Annotated in this window: 16 protein-coding genes and 1 tRNA gene; 5 read left to right on the top strand and 12 right to left on the bottom strand. The window is 43.8% G+C overall.

Annotation, left to right across the window (positions count from 1 at the left end; genetic code table 11):
* Positions 1–78 precede the first annotated feature (78 nt).
* Entirely contained in the window at positions 79–264 is a 186-nt protein-coding gene (locus AVL57_RS02440; protein ID WP_057794241.1) for a DUF2065 domain-containing protein, read from the bottom strand.
* Between the two features lie 281 nt (positions 265–545).
* On the opposite strand from AVL57_RS02440, the gene AVL57_RS02435 reads away from it, so the two are divergent.
* A complete protein-coding gene (locus AVL57_RS02435; RefSeq protein WP_057794243.1) occupies positions 546–971 on the top strand; it encodes a hypothetical protein in 426 nt (141 codons plus the stop codon).
* Positions 972–1000: 29 nt separating this feature from the next.
* Here AVL57_RS02435 and trxA (AVL57_RS02430) read toward each other — a convergent pair whose 3' ends face one another.
* Positions 1001–1870, bottom strand: coding sequence for a thioredoxin (trxA, locus tag AVL57_RS02430; protein ID WP_057794245.1), 870 nt, complete (start codon positions 1868–1870; stop codon positions 1001–1003).
* Between the two features lie 175 nt (positions 1871–2045).
* On the opposite strand from trxA (AVL57_RS02430), the gene AVL57_RS02425 reads away from it, so the two are divergent.
* On the top strand, positions 2046–2375 hold the full coding sequence (locus AVL57_RS02425) for an Mpo1-like protein (RefSeq protein WP_057794247.1): 330 nt from the start codon (positions 2046–2048) through the stop codon (positions 2373–2375).
* A gap of 142 nt (positions 2376–2517) precedes the next feature.
* On the opposite strand, the gene AVL57_RS02420 is transcribed toward AVL57_RS02425, so the two are convergent.
* The 6 genes from AVL57_RS02420 to purE all read right to left on the bottom strand — a co-directional run bounded on the left by AVL57_RS02420 (position 2518) and on the right by purE (position 6715).
* The gene (locus AVL57_RS02420) at positions 2518–3651 is read right to left on the bottom strand and encodes a PQQ-dependent sugar dehydrogenase (RefSeq protein WP_057794249.1); all 1134 of its coding nucleotides are present in this window, start codon (positions 3649–3651) and stop codon (positions 2518–2520) included.
* A gap of 29 nt (positions 3652–3680) precedes the next feature.
* Positions 3681–4154, bottom strand: coding sequence for a Dps family protein (locus tag AVL57_RS02415; RefSeq protein WP_013785598.1), 474 nt, complete (start codon positions 4152–4154; stop codon positions 3681–3683).
* Positions 4155–4293: 139 nt separating this feature from the next.
* Positions 4294–4779: a copper chaperone PCu(A)C gene (locus AVL57_RS02410; protein WP_057794251.1), complete on the bottom strand. Its 486-nt coding sequence runs from the start codon at positions 4777–4779 to the stop codon at positions 4294–4296.
* Positions 4780–4950: 171 nt separating this feature from the next.
* A tRNA-Thr gene (locus AVL57_RS02405) sits at positions 4951–5026 on the bottom strand.
* Between the two features lie 61 nt (positions 5027–5087).
* Entirely contained in the window at positions 5088–6224 is a 1137-nt protein-coding gene (locus AVL57_RS02400) for a 5-(carboxyamino)imidazole ribonucleotide synthase (protein ID WP_057794253.1), read from the bottom strand.
* Positions 6221–6715: a 5-(carboxyamino)imidazole ribonucleotide mutase gene (purE, locus tag AVL57_RS02395; protein WP_057794255.1), complete on the bottom strand. Its 495-nt coding sequence runs from the start codon at positions 6713–6715 to the stop codon at positions 6221–6223. Before purE ends, AVL57_RS02400 begins: the two co-directional genes overlap by 4 nt.
* A gap of 239 nt (positions 6716–6954) precedes the next feature.
* Between purE and nhaA the strand changes: the two genes are divergently transcribed.
* The gene (gene nhaA, locus AVL57_RS02390; protein WP_057794257.1) at positions 6955–8232 is read left to right on the top strand and encodes a Na+/H+ antiporter NhaA; all 1278 of its coding nucleotides are present in this window, start codon (positions 6955–6957) and stop codon (positions 8230–8232) included.
* Here nhaA and AVL57_RS02385 read toward each other — a convergent pair.
* The 4 genes from AVL57_RS02385 to trxA (AVL57_RS02370) all read right to left on the bottom strand — a co-directional run bounded on the left by AVL57_RS02385 (position 8194) and on the right by trxA (AVL57_RS02370) (position 14402).
* Positions 8194–11004 (bottom strand): ATP-binding protein, encoded by a 2811-nt coding sequence (locus AVL57_RS02385; RefSeq protein WP_057794259.1) that lies wholly within the window; start codon positions 11002–11004, stop codon positions 8194–8196. The two genes, nhaA and AVL57_RS02385, sit on opposite strands and share 39 nt — an antisense overlap.
* 27 nt (positions 11005–11031) lie before the next feature.
* Positions 11032–12321, bottom strand: a complete 1290-nt coding sequence (locus tag AVL57_RS02380) for an amidohydrolase (protein ID WP_057794261.1) — start codon at positions 12319–12321, stop codon at positions 11032–11034.
* A gap of 211 nt (positions 12322–12532) precedes the next feature.
* Positions 12533–13798 (bottom strand): transcription termination factor Rho, encoded by a 1266-nt coding sequence (rho, locus tag AVL57_RS02375; RefSeq protein WP_057794263.1) that lies wholly within the window; start codon positions 13796–13798, stop codon positions 12533–12535.
* A 277-nt stretch (positions 13799–14075) separates the two neighbouring features.
* Entirely contained in the window at positions 14076–14402 is a 327-nt protein-coding gene (trxA, locus tag AVL57_RS02370; RefSeq protein WP_013785606.1) for a thioredoxin TrxA, read from the bottom strand.
* Positions 14403–14501: 99 nt separating this feature from the next.
* On the opposite strand from trxA (AVL57_RS02370), the gene rhlB reads away from it, so the two are divergent.
* Both rhlB and AVL57_RS02360 read left to right on the top strand, forming a co-directional pair.
* The gene (gene rhlB / locus AVL57_RS02365; protein ID WP_057794265.1) at positions 14502–15809 is read left to right on the top strand and encodes an ATP-dependent RNA helicase RhlB; all 1308 of its coding nucleotides are present in this window, start codon (positions 14502–14504) and stop codon (positions 15807–15809) included.
* A 13-nt stretch (positions 15810–15822) separates the two neighbouring features.
* Positions 15823–17334, top strand: a complete 1512-nt coding sequence (locus AVL57_RS02360) for a Ppx/GppA phosphatase family protein (protein ID WP_057794267.1) — start codon at positions 15823–15825, stop codon at positions 17332–17334.
* Positions 17335–17396 lie beyond the last annotated feature (62 nt).

The raw sequence follows: 17396 nt of genomic DNA, 5'->3' as shown, positions 1-17396 counted from the left end.
GGAAACTCATGGTCTTTTTCAGTCTGTAACTCGCTAAGCATCTGTATACTCTAACTATTTTTAGTTACGCAATTAGACTTATTGTGACAAGTAAAAAAGACAAACCACACCGATGACAACCAATACACCGCCGGTTTGTCGTAGTTGATTGGTCTGCATCTGGCTTATTTGTAATAAGTATAAGCGCCAGCGTGTAGGGAATAACAAAGGGCCTATGCCTTCTACAATAAGCACTATTGCTAGCGCGGGCCAAAGCCAGTCCATTCTATACCTCACTGTTTTATCTAAATTATTTTCGTGTATCTGCGCCATATATTTTAAAGCCTAGTAGCAGCTAGATGCGCTTAAAGTAGTCACTTAAGCATAGTAATGGCTCATTAGGGATTAACACATATAAATACCCTATTTTGCTAACCTAATGGTTATTCGAGCATTTTATATTCAACCTACTGAAATTTTTCACTTTTTTTTAACGCAAAGTAGTGCAAAAAATATATCATCTGCTATACGTAGAGTATTGCACTTAATCACACGGAAACAAATTCATGCGTTTTCCCAAATATGGAAATTATGCGTTAGATATCTCTGGGAATGTATTGGAAGTGTTTGCTACGGGTGCGTGGAATTTAAAAACCGCAGAAGCCTTTACTGAAGAAATGCATGACCTAGTGAGCAGGTTCGATGACAAACCTTGGGGTGCTTTGCTAGATGGTCGAAGGTGGGTGTTATCGACACCAGATACACAACAAATCATCGTTGACGCTATAAAATTTAGCATTACTAAAGGGCTAAAACGCTCTGCCTATGTGTTAGATACAGGCATGGTTAAGCGCGCGCAATTAGAATATACCCACCCAGCCAAAGAGCGCTCGTTTGATTTAAACGGTTATGAAAGAAACTACTTTCAACATTACTTTGCAGCGCTTAATTGGCTAGACAAGGAAGGCTTTTCACCTATAGCGAAAACGTAAGGGCGTATCTGTGCCCTTAAATTTAATTGCTAGTAAAGCAAGCTATACACTTTACGTCGATACTCAGATTTAAGCGCATCACCATCGGTTAACGCATTAATCATATCCAGCATGATTTTACGTGCATCCCCAAACCCTAGCTCTTTTTTAAGTACGCTGAGCAGCAAGGATAACGCTTCTTCCGATTTATTGGCTTGGTGTAGTTGCACAGCCAAATCTACTTTGAGTTGTAAATCATCGGGGTTAGCCGATACCGACGCCTGCAATTGGCGAATTTCTGGTGTATCGGCTGCCTGTTCAGCAAGCTCTATTTTACCGTTAAGGGTATTATAGCGCGCATCTTGATCGACTAACTTTATCTCTTCTAACAAGGCTTTAGCCTGTGTTAGCGACCCAGTCTCAATGTAGCAATCAATGACCATATATTTGGCATTGATATTATCAGGGCTCATCTCTAAGACTTGCTTCGCATTCGATAAGCCTTCTACGTAATCACCTTTTTGAATGGCTTGTCCTGCTGCTGCAAGAAAATCATCTTCAGGATTAGGCAGGTACTTAGCTAGCATCTCACGAATTTGTGCTTCAGGTTGCACGCCCGCAAAGCCATCAACAGGTTGGCCGTTTTGCACTACCATCACAGTTGGCAAGCTACGAATGCCAAATTGACCTGCAACTTCTTGCTGCGTTTCACAATCTACCTTCGCAAGAATAAGATGCTGTGCATACTCTCCTGCTATCTTTTCTAAGATAGGCAGTAGATCTTTACATGGCTCACACCAGTCTGCCCAAAAATCAATTAGCACCAGCTTTTCTTGTGATGCTTCTAAGATAACCTGCTGAAAATTTTCAACAGTAATATCAACGATAGTTGCCGCATTGTTCGCAACAAGATTGTCCATAAAGTGGGCCTTTTAAAACATTTATTTTCTGACAATGAATATGGGGTAACTCATAGCAAAAAACAACCGCTACAAAAAATCGGCAACAATGTCGTATTCACGACATACTTACCTACGCTCGCGTGTTAATTTGTTGTTAATTTATGCATGACGACACTCACTGGAGGGCTACGCCATGGCTACCGAGTCAAACGTTCAAACTCAATTTCAATCTTTTAGCGAGTTTTATCCTTATTATCTTGCGGAACATGCCAATTTAACCTGCAGAAAATTACACTTTATTGGTTCATGGTTAGTGTTAGGTGTTATCGCCAGTAGCATAATGACGGGCAACTTAGCTTTGTTATTGCTGATCCCAGTAGTAGGCTACGGTTTTGCGTGGGTGGGGCATTTCTTTTATGAGAAAAATAGGCCTGCGACTTTTCGCCACCCGCTCTATAGCTTATTGGGTGACTGGGTGATGTTTAAGGACATTTTAATAGGTAAAGTCAGTCTTAGGGCTTGATGCCTATCAACGTTAAAATTTTGTCGGGTTAAAAAACAAAAAAGCCAGACGTACACAGTGAAATAACCCCCTGTACGCTGGCTTTTTGAATTTTAAAATCTAGTCGCTTTCAACACACTAAAAATAAGATTACGCCTACCATTTACTTGGCGGGGGTAAGTTTTAATACTTTACCGTTGGTGGCATCTGTTAGCAGATAAATAGCACCGTTAGGCCCAACTTCTACATCACGAATACGGGCTTGGTTATCACGCATATATTCATGCTGCTCCCCAGGTTTACCGCCATCCATCTCGATACGTCGTAAATGCGTGAACTTTAACGAGCCTACCAACAAATCTCCGTTCCACTGTGGAAACAAGTCACCTTGGTAGAACGCCATACCGCTTGGGGCAATAGAAGGGTCCCAGTAAAGTACTGGCTGCTCCATACCGTCCATATGGGTTTTATCACTGATAATGTCGCCGCTGTAATCAATACCATAGGTAATGACAGGCCAACCGTAGTTGGCACCTTTAGACAGCAAGTTAACTTCATCACCGCCTTTGGGTCCGTGCTCCATTGCCCATACTTCACCGGTTTCAGGGTGAATGGTAATGCCTTGAACATTTCGGTGGCCGTAGCTATAGATTTCAGGGGCCTTACCGTCAGTAAAAGGATTATCGCTAGGCACACTGCCATCGCGATTAATGCGCACAATAGTACCGAAATGGTTATCGGTATTTTGTGCTTCCTTCATGTATTTATAACGGTCACCCAAGGTGATAAACAATTGCTTGTTGGCATCAAACGCTAAACGACAACCAAAGTGAAAGCCGTTGTCAATTAGTGGCGCGGCACTAAAAATAGTTTCTACATTTGCCAGCGTGTTACCGTTTAGCGTGGCTTTGGCAACACTACTGCTGCTTCCACCTTCACCAGGTTGGCTGAAACAAAAATAAACCGTGTTGTTAGTTTCAAATTCAGGATCGATAGCAATATCTAACATACCACCCTGATTGTTCGCTTCTACCTTAGGCACATTTGACAAGCGCGGCGATAGTTCACCAGATTGACTTAGGCGCCTAATGCCACCCTCGCGTTCGGTAACTAACATATCGCCATTAGGTAGGAAGGTCATTCCCCAAGGGTGAACTAACCCTTGTGCTAATTCAGTAACGACAAGATTTTCATTTGTGGGAGTTTTAGCGTCTGCTTGTTGCGAAAACGCTGGCTGAGTTGCCCCAGCCAGCGTTAATGTACAAACAGACAGCACATTTACTATAGTGCGTGTCATAATTTTTCCGCCGTGAAGTATATTCCGGCTTATTTTGCCAACATTGCGCGAAGCATCCAAGCAGACTTTTCGTGAACGCGCATACGATCGCCAATAAGTGCAGCAGAAGACTCATCGTCTGCGTCTTGCGCTAACTTAAGTGAATCACGTGATGTCTTAACCACTTGCTCATGACCGTGAGTCAGTAAAGCCACCATTTCTGATGCTTCAGGTACGCCTTCCACTTCGTCAATTGCGCTTAGTTCAGCGAACGACTTGTAAGTACCTGGCGCTGATACACCAAGTGTACGAATACGCTCTGCAATTTCATCTACGGCTTCTGCAAGCTCTGTGTATTGCTCTTCAAACATCAAATGTAGTTGTCTAAACTGTGGGCCTTCTACATTCCAATGGAAGTTATGGGTTTGTAGATAGAGCGTGTAAGAATCTGCTAATAGTTTTTTAAGGCCTTCAGCCACCGCATTACGATCTTCTTCTGAAATGCCGATATCAATCTTGCTCATATATCTCTCCTTGGGTTAGCAACTAATTCACTAATTTAGAATGGGGAATACCATTCAAATCTTACCTTAATGATACTCTAAGAATATTGATTTGGATTATAATTTTAACGATTGTACACATCTACTTTAACGATTTACTTCAATGATGATGCCGATGGCCGGCTTCTTTACCCATTCCTTTAACCGGCAATTCTACGGTGTAATTAGCGGCGTTATCGAAAGACAAGGTCAATGACACACTACTTCCTTCAACCAGCCCTTTTTCTAATCCCAACAACATCACGTGATAACCGCCAGACGTAAAGGAAAGTGACTCATTTGGCGCAATGTCTATACCTTCTTTTACTTCTCGCATACGCATCATGTCATCGCTCATTTCGGTAGTATGAATTTGCGCGTCGCTGGCAATATCACCGCTCACCGTTACACCCGTTAATTTAGCCGGAGTGTCGCTTTCATTATGCAAAGTGAAGTAAAGGGCTGCAGATTGTGCCATGGGGAACGTGGCGCGAGCGTAACCGTCGCTAATAGAAATAGGGTGCGTAGCTTGAACGCTGCACGCGGTCAGCGCAAACATAAACAAGGCAAGTAACTTAAAGGATAATGAGTGAGTATTAGGCGTCATACCGCCGCTTCCAAAATAAAAACTGGCTGCTAGTGTACGGTAGGTTTATTTAATAAAGAAGAAAATATAGAAAAACTGGAAATGTATCCCGAAAGGGAAAAACGATAACGAGGGAGTTAACTTAGAAAGCACTAGATAAAAAAACTGCGTGAAGGCTTTAGTGTGAAAGAATGGTGCCGACTGCCGGAATCGAACTGGCGACCTACTGATTACAAGTCAGTTGCTCTACCAACTGAGCTAAGTCGGCACACTTTTCACACCCGCTGGGTTAACAGCGGATGCGTATAATAGCCACAATTAAAAGGTTGTCAACCTTTTAAACGTTTTGCCTCGCCAATCAGTTTAGGAAAGTACTCTAATGGCAAATATTGACTCAAATCGTGTAATTTTTCGCCCAGTTTTGTGTAGCTGTCAGTGGTGACATTGATATGACCCATCTTGCGCTTTTCACGCACCGATTTTCCATACCAGTGCAAATGACTGCCATCAATACTCAAAAGTTCTCTTGAAAAACTACTGCAGCCAATAATATTTATCATTGCGCTTGGGCCAATAGCCGATGTGTCACCTAAAGGTAAACCACAAATTGCGCGAAGATGATTTTCAAATTGGCTGGTTACTGCACCCGATTGACTCCAATGACCAGAGTTATGCACTCTAGGCGCAAGTTCATTAACTAAGAGTTCATCACCACATTGGAACAATTCAACCGCTAACACGCCGATATAGTCCATGCCTTCAGCCAGTTTCACAAAAATATCGTGAGCTTTAGCTTGAAGCACATCGTCAACATGGGTAGCCGGGGCAACCGAAACATGAAGTTGGCCTTGATAATGTAAGTTTTCAGCAAGCGGGTATGTACGCACATCACCTTGCTTATTACGTACGCCTATTAAAGAAAGTTCACGCTCAAAAGGCACCATCTTCTCTACTACAAGAGGCACTTTCTCTAAATTTAAAGTCGCTAAGGCTCGTTTAAGCTCTGGTAACTCATCTTTATTGGCTAATCGCCACTGCCCATAACCATCGTAGCCATCTCGACTGGATTTTAGAATAAGCTTCTCGCCCAACGCTTCAATGCATTCATCGAGCTGATCTAGATGGGTAACTATGCGGTGCGCACTGTTAGCAACCTTCATGCCCTCAAGCAATGCTTTCTCTCGCACTCTATCAGCGCCAACTAAAATACTTTCAATACTGGGCATTAACTTGCCCGTTTTGGTGGCTTCTTCGAGTAAGTGTTCGGGCACATGCTCAAATTCTACCGTAAGTGCGTCAGCACCTTCTAAGGCTTGATCTAAAGAAGTATCCAGGGGAGTTTTACTTACTGGGTGCACGACAGTATCGTTGTTTACGTCGACAGCCAGCACTTCAATGCCAAGCGGACTGCCCGCCAAATACATCATTTGCGCCAATTGGCCTGCACCGTAAACGACTACTCTCATTCGTCAAGCTCCAAAGTGTTGCTTGAAGCCAACACCGTCTCAGTTTGCTGCTGTCGAAAGGCAATAACCGCATCGCGTACGTTAGTATCTTGCAGTGCCACCACTTGCGCCGCTAGCAAGCCTGCATTGGCTGCACCCGCTTCGCCGATGGCTAATGTGCCAACCGCAACGCCTTTAGGCATTTGTACAATTGATAACAGGGAATCAAGACCGCTTAATGCTTTAGATTTTACTGGGCAACCGAATACTGGCAAGTGCGTGTGCGCAGCAATCATACCCGGTAAGTGTGCTGCACCACCTGCGCCAGCAATAATGGCACTAAAGCCTTCATCTGCTGCACCTTCAGCAAATTCAACCAACAAGTTTGGCGTTCTGTGTGCTGACACCACTTTTGCGTCGAATTCAACACCAAACGACTTCAGCATTTTTGCTGCTTGTTGCATGGTAGGCCAGTCTGAAGTTGAGCCCATAACTATTGCGACTTTTGCCATCTAGAAATCCTCTGAGATAGGTAAATTGGATAACCGGAAAAGCCCGCGATTGTAGCCTAAATCGCCAACAAATCCCACATATTAGCCGTAAGTGATCTAGCGAGGCCTTCATTTTCGTAAAACCCCTATATAATTACAAATAGTTAATCCTTCTAATGCCACTTGGTGCTCTTTACGACTACCCGTGGTTATTTGGCTGGTTATAGCTTTTTAGGCTAGGGTAAACGGAGGTATCGATAATGTCGAAAGCGCATGAAACAGACAAAATTGATGAAGTTTTTGAAGAAGTGCAGGTTGTAGTATCGGATTTTCTTAATCGGGAAGCTGCCCCTGGCATTTTACTGATGATTGCTACTGTACTGGCGCTTATCATTGCCAACTCCCCTATTGATCACCTCTACGACCAACTAATCAGCCTTCCAGTACAAATTTCAGCAGGTACGTGGGCGATTGATAAACCCTTATTGCTATGGATTAACGATGGCTTTATGGCCGTTTTCTTCTTTCATGTTGGGTTAGAGCTAAAGCGTGAAATATGCGAAGGCGAGCTATCAAATCCCAAAGACATTGTATTACCTGCCACCGGTGCAATTGGCGGCATGCTTTTACCGGCCCTCATTTACGTAGGCATTAACTGGGACAACCCTGTGGCAATTGCCGGTTGGGCAATTCCAGCGGCAACCGATATTGCTTTTGCGTTAGGTATTTTGGCGTTATTAGGAAGCCGAGTACCCACTAGCCTTAAGATTTTCTTAGTCACCTTGGCCATTATTGATGATATTGGCGCTATTGTGATCATTGCGATTTTCTATACCAACCACATCACTATGGGAGCACTGATGGTAGCAGCGGCGTGCTTACTGCTGTTATGGCAAATGAACAGGCGCAACGTGGTTGATATTCCTGCTTATATGATGGTGGGCATTATTTTATGGGTCGCCATGCTCAAGTCTGGGGTGCATGCCACGCTAGCAGGCGTGATATTAGCGGCCTTTATTCCTATGCGAGACAGTAAGGATGAAACCTATTCACCGGTTACGCGCTTAGAGCGTAGCTTAAATAGCACGGTGAGCTTCGCCATTTTACCCCTGTTCGCTTTCGCAAATGCAGGGATAAGCTTCGGTAATATTAGCCCCGAGGGTATTTTTCACCCCGTCACCTTTGGCATATTTTTAGGCTTGGTTCTCGGTAAGCAGGTTGGCGTTTTTGGCTTTTGCTTTTTGATGATTAAGCTCAAACTTGCAACCTTGCCTGATGATCTTAACTTAAAACATATTTACGGTTGTGCACTACTGTGTGGTGTGGGCTTTACCATGAGCTTGTTTATTGGTGGTTTAGCTTTTGAAGAAACGGGTATTAATCAGATTTTTGACGAGCGAGTAGGTATTTTGGCCGGTTCAGTTGTATCGGCAACCTTGGGTTACATCGTATTGTATATGGTAGGCAACAAACCGGTTAACAACAAAGGTAAAGTAGCCTCAAACGCGAGCAAGTTCACGGGCAATACTGTCGATTAACACCTGCTTTCTAATTGGTTTGCTTAAATGTGCATTCATACCGGCGGCTAGACATGCCGCCTTATCATCTGCATAAGCATTTGCCGTTAATGCAATAATGATTACCTTGTCTTTATTTTTAGCTTGTTGGCGAATGTGTTTCGAGGCAGTAAGCCCATCCATAACGGGCATTTGGTAATCCATCAAAATTACATCAAATGCATGACGAGTTGCGGCCTCTATCGCTTCCATACCATTTTTAGCCCTAAAGCGTTTAACGCCAACAGAGCCAAGCATATCCATCACGATATTAGCATTTACATCATTGTCTTCAGCAAGCAATACTCGTAACGTACTTGGTAAAGACTGGGCTTTTACATTGGATGAAGCTTCTTGCGTATCGCCTTTCTCACACGGAAAACTAAAGCAAAAGGTGGTTCCCGTGCCTTCATTACTGTCTACTGAAATACTGCCACCAAGTAGCTCTACTAACCCTTTGGTAATGGCTAAGCCCAATCCAGTCCCACCATAGTCACGGGTTATCGAGGCATCAGCCTGTTCAAATTGGTCGAATATACTCTCTATTTTTTCCGCTGGTATGCCAATGCCTGTATCAGTAACCGAACAAGATAGCTTGCCTTGGCTATACTTGGCCTCTATTAAAATGACGCCTTGGTGAGTAAACTTAATCGCATTACTAACCAAGTTATTAATGATTTGGCTTAGCTTGCCACCATCGGTAATAACCGCTTTTGGCACGTTTTCATCAATATTCACGTTAATCGAAATGCCCTTCTTACTTGCGCTTCGCTCGTAAAGCACACTGCATGCATCGATGGTTTGCTCAACGGAAACACTACGCTTATCTAGCAACATTTTACCAGATTCAATTTTCGACCAATCTAAAATACTATCAAGGATCATTAATAGGTGGCTGGCAGAAGTGGAAATAGTTTCCGTTCTATGGCGTGCCCCGTCAGGTAAGGGTAATTCCATCATTAATTCACACGACCCAATAATGCCATTCATCGGGGTACGAATCTCATGGCTCATATTGGCTAAAAACTGGGTTTTAGCTACGCTTGCCGCTTTTGCTTCATCAAGCGCCGTAGCCAAATGTCGCGTTTTCTCTTCTATCTTATTTTCTAAGCTATGATTGAAACCAGCAAGCTCTACATTTAACGCTTGTTCTTTAGACCGAGCGAATTCAAGGGCTTTAAATGCGTCGACTAAGCGCCCTTCTAAGCTGCTGAACTCGTCATTAAGTGAGGCGAGCTCCTGAATATGCAATGTACTCCCCGCCAAGGTTGGCTCTCTGCGCACTTCTGAAGGGGTAAAATTGGCGATATAACGTATGAGCCTGCGAATGGGAGACTCTATCATTCGTGCCACCACAGAGCCCATAAACGTACCAAATACAGACAAGACAAGTAACAGCAATAAATCAGTCAATAAATACCCACTCATTACTGACAATAAACGTCGATAATCGTAGTAATAGCTAACGTGCCAATTTGCGGTAGGCAGCTGACCTTCTAGCCTCAGCCACTGCTTGTTAAGCGGTCCGTCTTCAATTTTTATATCGCACTCACCATCGCATAAATACGTAGGCGCTTTGTTCAGTGGTTTTAAGCCCAACGCATCTGACGCGTAGATAACCTCGCCTTTAGCATCTTCGAGTAAAAGCGAAAAACCATCGAGGTTAAGGGCATCTACTGTAGAGAAGCTTCGAAGGGATAATGAGCCCTCCACGATGCCAATAGGCACGCCATATTCATTAATAATAGGTGAAGACATGGCAACAATAGCATCGTTTCCAAAGCCTTTGCCTTGGAAAACATCTGAAAGGTACGGCCCGCCCGTTTCCATTGCCTGATAAAAATAAGGACGGTAAGCCACATTGGCAGCCCCGACGGCCTGCGCTTTATTTAGCAGCCCGGGTGGATAAGAGTGGGTGATATTTCCATTTTCGTCGGCCACTAAAAATGTGATGAATTCGGGGTAGTGCGCAGCTAAAACTGAAAGCTGATTGCTGCTAGCCTCTTCCAACTTCTCAATGGCATAGGGCGTGGATAGTGATTGCGAGGCAACAGCTATCGCTTTTTGGTGTTGCCCAATAAAATCAGACAACTGTTGTTCTAATACCGCAACACGTTGATGCATGTAGCGAACAATTTGCGCTTCTTGATCGTCTTGATAAAGCGCTACAGATAAATACACCACCGCCATGGAAGCGGCAAAAAAACAACCTGAGAAAAAATAGCTGAACAGAAAATGCAGTGAGACTCTTTCTTGCGAACCCGTATTGGTGTGTTTAAGCCCTTTATTCGCTAGGAAGACAAAGTGCCCAGAAATAAGCCCAAAAACGCCACTTACCCACGTAACAAGCACCCCAGAAAACATCATTGTAGGCTGTTCGGCTTCGTAAAGTGCGTGCTCTAACAATAGAATGGGTAGGAAAATAAGCGACCAAAACCCAGCACCAACTTTAATTACTCGGCTCAGGGATTTTTTATACCCAAATAAGCTTACTACGATAGGCAGTAAAGACAGGCTTTCTTTCCCCACAATACTGCCGTGAGTGAGCCATAAGGGGACGCAGATAATTAACGCAATAGGAATGGCGACGATAGGGGGGAACCGTAGTGCCGCGTATACACCAACCCCTACACCGAATACAGCAATACCGCTGCTATCAAATGGCGCAGGTACTGCGTTTAGAGCACTACCTACAACCACTACAAGTAACAGGTGTAATACCAGAGTTAATGACCACCGGTGTTTATCGTACAACAACGCCCCCCTCTGGCATCACCATGATTAGTGTTGCGCCATGTAATCTAACGTAAAGTTAGTCAGTAGTTTTACACCTAATTTCATACCCGAATCGTCTACGTAAAATTCAGGAGTGTGGTGAGCAGGACTATCTTGCTCGGAAACATCCAGTGGCTTCCCACCAACCCATACGTACAAACCTGGTACTTTTTCTTGGAAAAAGGAAAAGTCTTCCGCACCGGTAACCGGCTTCGAAACGATGGCATTTTCAGCCCCTGCGGTACGTTGCATGGTCGGTACCATGGCTTGCGTAAGTGCAGGGTCGTTATAGGTAATGGGATAGTAGTAATCTAAAGGAAGCGTAAGTTCGGCTTTGGCGCCCATGCTCTCGGCGATAGCATTCACTTTACGCGGAAGCGCTTCGTAAATGTGTTCACGAGCGGCTTTGTTAAGGGTACGAATGGTACCAACCATCTCTACTTCATTAGGAATAATGTTAGAGCGATTTCCACCATGAATTGAGCCAATAGAAACCACAGCAGCATCATCAATAAGCTTAAGTTCACGACTAACAATGGTTTGAATAGACATGATCATTTGCGCCGCAGTTACCACTGGGTCGACACTTTTCCACGGGTATGCGCCATGGGCTTGCTTACCGTGAATAACAATTTTAAACGGGTCTACTGCAGCCATAGTGCCACCAGAATTGTAACGTACTGTGCCCACATCAGTATTCGAACTGATATGTAACCCGAAGATAACGTCTACATCAGGGTTTTTAAGCACCCCTTCTTTGACCATGACTTCAGCACCACCGGTCTCACCAGCAGGTGCACCCTCCTCAGCAGGTTGAAAGATGAACTTCACTTTACCCTTAAGTTCGCCTTTAATGCTGGTCAGTATTTTTGCCGCTCCCATTAGCATGGCCATGTGCGTATCGTGTCCACAAGCATGCATAACAGGCACTTCTTGTCCGTTGTATTCACCCATTTGGGTAGAGCGGTAGGATAAATCCCCCTGCTCTTTAACCGGTAAACCGTCCATATCTGCACGAAGCGCTACAACAGGGCCTGGTTTGCCGCTATCGAGTATCGCAACTACGCCTGTGCTGGCTACGCCGGTTTCAACTTCTAGACCTAGCGATGTTAGGTAGTCTGCTACGTATTTTGCGGTATTAAATTCACGATTAGAAAGTTCAGGGAATTCGTGAAAGTGGTGGCGCCATTCAATAACGTCTGGCTCTACTTCTGTAGCCAATGCATCAACATCAACTTGTGCAAAGGCAAAAGTGGCACAACTTGCCACAGCGAGCGAGAGTAACTTTCGATACATAACATCTATTCCGTTGTAGAGTAAAACGCCAGAATAAACTATCTGGTAGCTAAAAAATACGAGTACCAATTGCGGTGTGACTTCTGAAAATAACCTATTCAATGGCCAGTGAACATTAGACAGAAGTATAATAAGAATTATTTCGATTAAGTGGGTAGTGAAATGCGGGCACAAAAAAAGCGCCCTGAGGCGCTTTTTCTATAAAAACGGGTTAGCTCTTTTGACGCTTCATCGCGTTGAAGAACTCATCGTTAGTCTTAGTCATAGCGAGTTTATTAATAAGGAACTCTATGGCATCAATCTCTGACATCTCGTGCACAATTTTACGTAAGATCCACATTTTCTGTAGTTCTTCTTGTGACGTTAATAGCTCTTCACGACGGGTACCTGAACGGTTGAAGTCGATGGCTGGGAATACACGCTTTTCAGCAATCTTACGATTTAAGTGTAATTCCATGTTACCGGTACCTTTAAACTCTTCATAGATAACTTCATCCATTTTAGAGCCTGTATCGATAAGTGCTGTCGCGATAATTGTTAAGCTACCGCCTTCTTCAACGTTTCGTGCAGCACCAAAGAAGCGCTTAGGCTTGTGCAGTGCATTAGCATCAACACCACCGGTAAGTACTTTTCCTGATGAAGGAATTACCGTGTTATAAGCACGTGCTAAACGAGTAATTGAATCAAGTAAGATAACGACATCTTTCTTGTGCTCAACTAAGCGTTTCGCTTTTTCGATAACCATTTCAGCTACCTGAACGTGACGGCTTGCAGGTTCATCGAACGTTGACGCAACCACTTCGCCTTGTACTAGGCGATGCATTTCTGTTACTTCTTCTGGACGTTCGTCGATAAGCAATACCATCAATTCAGCTTCAGGGTGATTCGCTGCAATAGATTGCGCGATATTCTGAAGTAAAAGGGTTTTACCGGCTTTAGGTGGTGCAACGATAAGACCACGTTGCCCTTTACCAATTGGTGAGGCTAGGTCTAATACACGCGCCGTAATATCTTCTGTTGAACCATTACCACGTTCCATACGCATACGAGATGCAGCATGTAGAGGAGTAAGGTTTTCGAAGAGGATTTTATTACGGGAGTTTTCAGGCTTGTCGAAGTTTACTTCGCGGATTTTTAACAGGGCAAAATATCGCTCACTGTCTTTTGGCGGGCGGATTTTACCAGAAATGGTATCGCCCGTTCGCAAGTTAAATCGGCGAATTTGGCTTGGTGATACGTAAATATCATCAGGCCCAGCTAAATACGAAGAGTCTGCTGAACGCAAGAAACCAAAACCGTCCTGTAAAATTTCCAGAACCCCGTCACCGAAAATATCTTCGCCGCCTTTCGCATGCGATTTCAGTATCGAGAATATGATGTCTTGTTTTCTAGCGCGAGCCATATTTTCCAGGCCCATTTCTTCGGACATGGCGACTAATTCGCTAATTGGTTTGTTCTTTAATTCTGTTAAATTCATACTGGTGGGTCTTTGTGCTTGGGGTTTGCTTACAGGACTGGTAGTCACTCTGTTCTAATTTTTGATTTGATTATGCCTGAATAGAGGCTAAGCAGAATGCTGCTCGGGTGAGCGCTTAAGAAAAGTTAGCACTAAAATTAATCAACGTCCAGCGTTTTACTCGCCAATTGTTAAATAACTTGTATTCACGCTGTTGTAGACGTTGCTACTGCTTATTTTCATGGGTAAATAAAAAACCGGTAGCTAGGCCACCGGTTTTTTCTATACTGCTATCTTACTAAAGATTTTCGTTTAAGAACTCAGCTAGCTGAGTTTTAGATAACGCACCTACTTTCGTTGCCGCTACGTTACCGTTTTTGAAAAGTAGTAATGTAGGAATACCACGAATACCATATTTAGGTGGAGTTTCGTTATTTTCATCGACATTCAACTTGCCAACTGTTAACTTGCCTTCAAACTCGTTCGCAACTTCTTCTAAGATTGGCGCGATCATTTTACAGGGGCCACACCACTCGGCCCAAAAGTCAACCAGTACAGGACCTTCAGCATTGATAACATCTGCTTCGAATTTATCGTCAGATAACTGGATAATTTTGTCGCTCATTCTTTTCTCCATTTTTGGTCGGTCGCTGATTTGTTTCAGCTCTACCATAAGTGTTATATAGAAACCGTTTTTAATGCAAGCACTGATAAGCTATAAGCTATGCCTACTCACTTAACTGATACTCATTTTTCCGACCTGCCGATTAATAGCAAGGTTGTTGACGCCTTAACGGCGGCAAATTTCAATAATTGTACACCAATACAGGCGTTATCTCTGCCTCCGTTACTTGAAGGCTTAGATATTGCCGGACAAGCTCAAACGGGTACAGGTAAAACTATTGCCTTCTTGGTTGCTACTTTTCATTATTTGCTAAGCAAAGCAGATAATGACGAGAACAGCAAATCAAAAGGCCCTCGAGCCATAATAATGGCACCAACGAGAGAGTTAGCCGTTCAGATTTTCAACGATGCCAAACTGCTCAGTGAGCATACCGGTTTATCGCTTGGATTGATTTATGGGGGCGAAGGTTACCAAAGTCAACGGGAAACCCTAGAAGAAGGGGTAGATATTATTATTGGTACGACAGGACGCATTCTGGATTATTACAAACAGAACGTGTTTACCTTGAATAATATTCAAGTTGCCGTACTTGATGAAGCCGATCGTATGTTCGATTTAGGCTTTATTAAAGATATCCGCTTTTTGTTCCGTCGCTTGCCGCCTGCTACAGAACGTCTAAGTATGCTGTTTTCCGCTACACTTAGTTATCGCGTTCAAGAACTCGCTTACGAGCACATGAACAACCCGACTCACGTTCAAGTTGCGCCAGAGCAAACGACGGCGACTCGGGTATCGCAAGAGCTGTTCTATCCTTCTGATGATGACAAGATGCTACTGCTTCTTTCATTATTTGAAGAAGAATGGCCAGATAAAGCCATTGTGTTTGCTAATACCAAATACAGCTGTGAGCGCGTGACCGACTGGCTTACTGCCGATGGTCATCGTGTTGGCTTATTAAGCGGTGATGTACCACAGAAAAAACGCTTAGGTATATTGGAAGACTTTACCAAAGGTAAGCTAGACATTTTAGTGGCTACGGATGTTGCCGCACGTGGCTTACATATTGATTCTGTCACCCATGTGTTTAACTACGATTTACCTGACGATGCAGAAGACTATGTTCACCGTATTGGTCGAACCGGTCGTGCTGGTCAAAGCGGTATTGCGATTAGTTTTGCATGTGAAAAATATGCATTGAATTTACCTGCGATTGAGCAGTATATTCAACAAGCAATCCCTGTGACTGACTACGATGCTAGTGCCTTACTTGATGACGTTAATGCGCCTAAAGCTAGACGCAGACGCACGCCAAACACGAGAAACTCGTCTCGACGTGGTAATGGTAAAGGTCGTGGTAACAGCGGTGGAAATAGAGGTAAACCGTCTAATCGCGGAAACAGTAACTAACATTCGAGACAATATGCAGGCAGAACTTCAGCACGACTCTGAAAGCTATGGCGAGTATTACGCCGCTGTAGACTTAGGCTCTAATAGCTTTCACATGGTCATTGTTCACGTTGTTAATGGTAGTGTTCAGATCATTGGCAAGGTGAAACAGAAAGTACGTTTAGCGGCAGGGTTGGATGACGACTTTGCACTAGATGAAATGAGCATGGAACGTGGTTGGCAATGCCTGCAAACCTTTTCCGAACGGTTACAAGATATTCCTCCTTCAAATATTAAGGTAGTGGCTACCGCTACCTTACGTCTTGCTACTAATGCCCAAGTGTTTATTGGGAAAGCCGAGCAAATTCTTAAGCATAAACTCAACGTGATAAGCGGTGAGGAAGAAGCACGTCAGATTTATCTTGGCGTAGCCTATACCTCGGCAAATCAAGGCAACAGCTTAGTCATAGATATCGGCGGTGCCAGTACTGAAATTGTTATTGGTAACGACATGCAACCCATTCACTTAAAAAGCTTGGATATGGGATGCGTAACCTTTATGGAACGCTATTTCGATGGCGGTAAGATTACCACTGAAAACTTCGAGAATGCGAAAAAAGCCGCGAAAGCGTTACTTTCACCCGTTGCAGACGCCTTTCTTTGCTTTGATTGGGAAAATTGCTTAGGTGCCTCTGGCACGCCGCAGGCCATTACTGAAATATTGGTGGCACAGGGAATTAGCGACTCAATACGACTTGATTACCTTCATCACCTAGAAAAACAATGTGTTGAATGCGGTGAAATTAGCCAGCTTAACATTGAAGGTTTAGAAGAAAATCGCAAGGCGATTTTTCCTTCCGGCTTAGCCATTTTAATTAGCTTGTTTGAAGCGTTAGCCATTAAAAATATGAATATTTCTGGCGGTGCACTTCGCGAAGGACTGATTTACGGCATGTTAGATAACATGCAGGAAAATGATCGTCGCGACCAAACGCTAAACCAAACAATGGCGCGATACCACATCGATAAAGCCCAAGCGAATTCAGTAAAAAGCGTGGCAACGCAGTTATGTTCGCAGCTATGTTCACAACAAAACATCTGCCATCTTGATACCGAAGCTATTTTAGGTGCAGCGGCACTACTTCATGAAACCGGCTTGCATATAGAGTACAAAAAACATCATGAGCACGGTGCTTATATTCTGTCTTTTATCGATTTACCTGGCTTTACACGCTTGCAGCGGGCGGCCATCCGAGACCTTGTTGCCCATCATAGATTAACCATTCCAGCTGATGCCTTTAGCAATTACCACGATGACTCCCAGCCTATGTTATTGGGGTTGCTTAGGTTATTGCGCATTTCTGTGGTGCTGTGTTTGCGAAGACAAAACAAGCATATTCCCCATGTAGATTTAGTCTGCGAAGGTGACAAATGGGAAGTCTCCTTCCCTGAAGGCTGGCTGAAAGCTCACCCGCTGATTAACGCGGAATTAGCCAATGAAAGCTGGCTACAGCACAAAGCAGGCTGGGAACTTATCTGTAAATAGTCAGTGCAGCTTAAAATAAATAATAAAAAAATGGGATGCGACTTTAGGTAGCATCCCATTTT

Origin of the sequence: Alteromonas stellipolaris (genome assembly GCF_001562115.1) — a bacterium.
GTDB lineage: Bacteria > Pseudomonadota > Gammaproteobacteria > Enterobacterales > Alteromonadaceae > Alteromonas > Alteromonas stellipolaris.
This window is presented reverse-complemented; position numbering and strand designations above follow the sequence as displayed.

Bases quoted from the DNA above. Each gene is read 5' to 3' on its own strand.
- AVL57_RS02440 (WP_057794241.1), bottom strand. From the start codon at position 264: ATGGACTGGCTTTGGCCCGCGCTAGCAATAGTGCTTATTGTAGAAGGC.
- AVL57_RS02435 (WP_057794243.1), top strand. From the start codon at position 546: ATGCGTTTTCCCAAATATGGAAATTATGCGTTAGATATCTCTGGGAAT.
- trxA (WP_057794245.1), bottom strand. From the start codon at position 1,870: ATGGACAATCTTGTTGCGAACAATGCGGCAACTATCGTTGATATTACT.
- AVL57_RS02425 (WP_057794247.1), top strand. From the start codon at position 2,046: ATGGCTACCGAGTCAAACGTTCAAACTCAATTTCAATCTTTTAGCGAG.
- AVL57_RS02420 (WP_057794249.1), bottom strand. From the start codon at position 3,651: ATGACACGCACTATAGTAAATGTGCTGTCTGTTTGTACATTAACGCTG.
- AVL57_RS02415 (WP_013785598.1), bottom strand. From the start codon at position 4,154: ATGAGCAAGATTGATATCGGCATTTCAGAAGAAGATCGTAATGCGGTG.
- AVL57_RS02410 (WP_057794251.1), bottom strand. From the start codon at position 4,779: ATGACGCCTAATACTCACTCATTATCCTTTAAGTTACTTGCCTTGTTT.
- AVL57_RS02400 (WP_057794253.1), bottom strand. From the start codon at position 6,224: ATGAGAGTAGTCGTTTACGGTGCAGGCCAATTGGCGCAAATGATGTAT.
- purE (WP_057794255.1), bottom strand. From the start codon at position 6,715: ATGGCAAAAGTCGCAATAGTTATGGGCTCAACTTCAGACTGGCCTACC.
- nhaA (WP_057794257.1), top strand. From the start codon at position 6,955: ATGTCGAAAGCGCATGAAACAGACAAAATTGATGAAGTTTTTGAAGAA.
- AVL57_RS02380 (WP_057794261.1), bottom strand. From the start codon at position 12,321: ATGTATCGAAAGTTACTCTCGCTCGCTGTGGCAAGTTGTGCCACTTTT.
- rho (WP_057794263.1), bottom strand. From the start codon at position 13,798: ATGAATTTAACAGAATTAAAGAACAAACCAATTAGCGAATTAGTCGCC.
- trxA (WP_013785606.1), bottom strand. From the start codon at position 14,402: ATGAGCGACAAAATTATCCAGTTATCTGACGATAAATTCGAAGCAGAT.
- rhlB (WP_057794265.1), top strand. From the start codon at position 14,502: ATGCCTACTCACTTAACTGATACTCATTTTTCCGACCTGCCGATTAAT.
- AVL57_RS02360 (WP_057794267.1), top strand. From the start codon at position 15,823: ATGCAGGCAGAACTTCAGCACGACTCTGAAAGCTATGGCGAGTATTAC.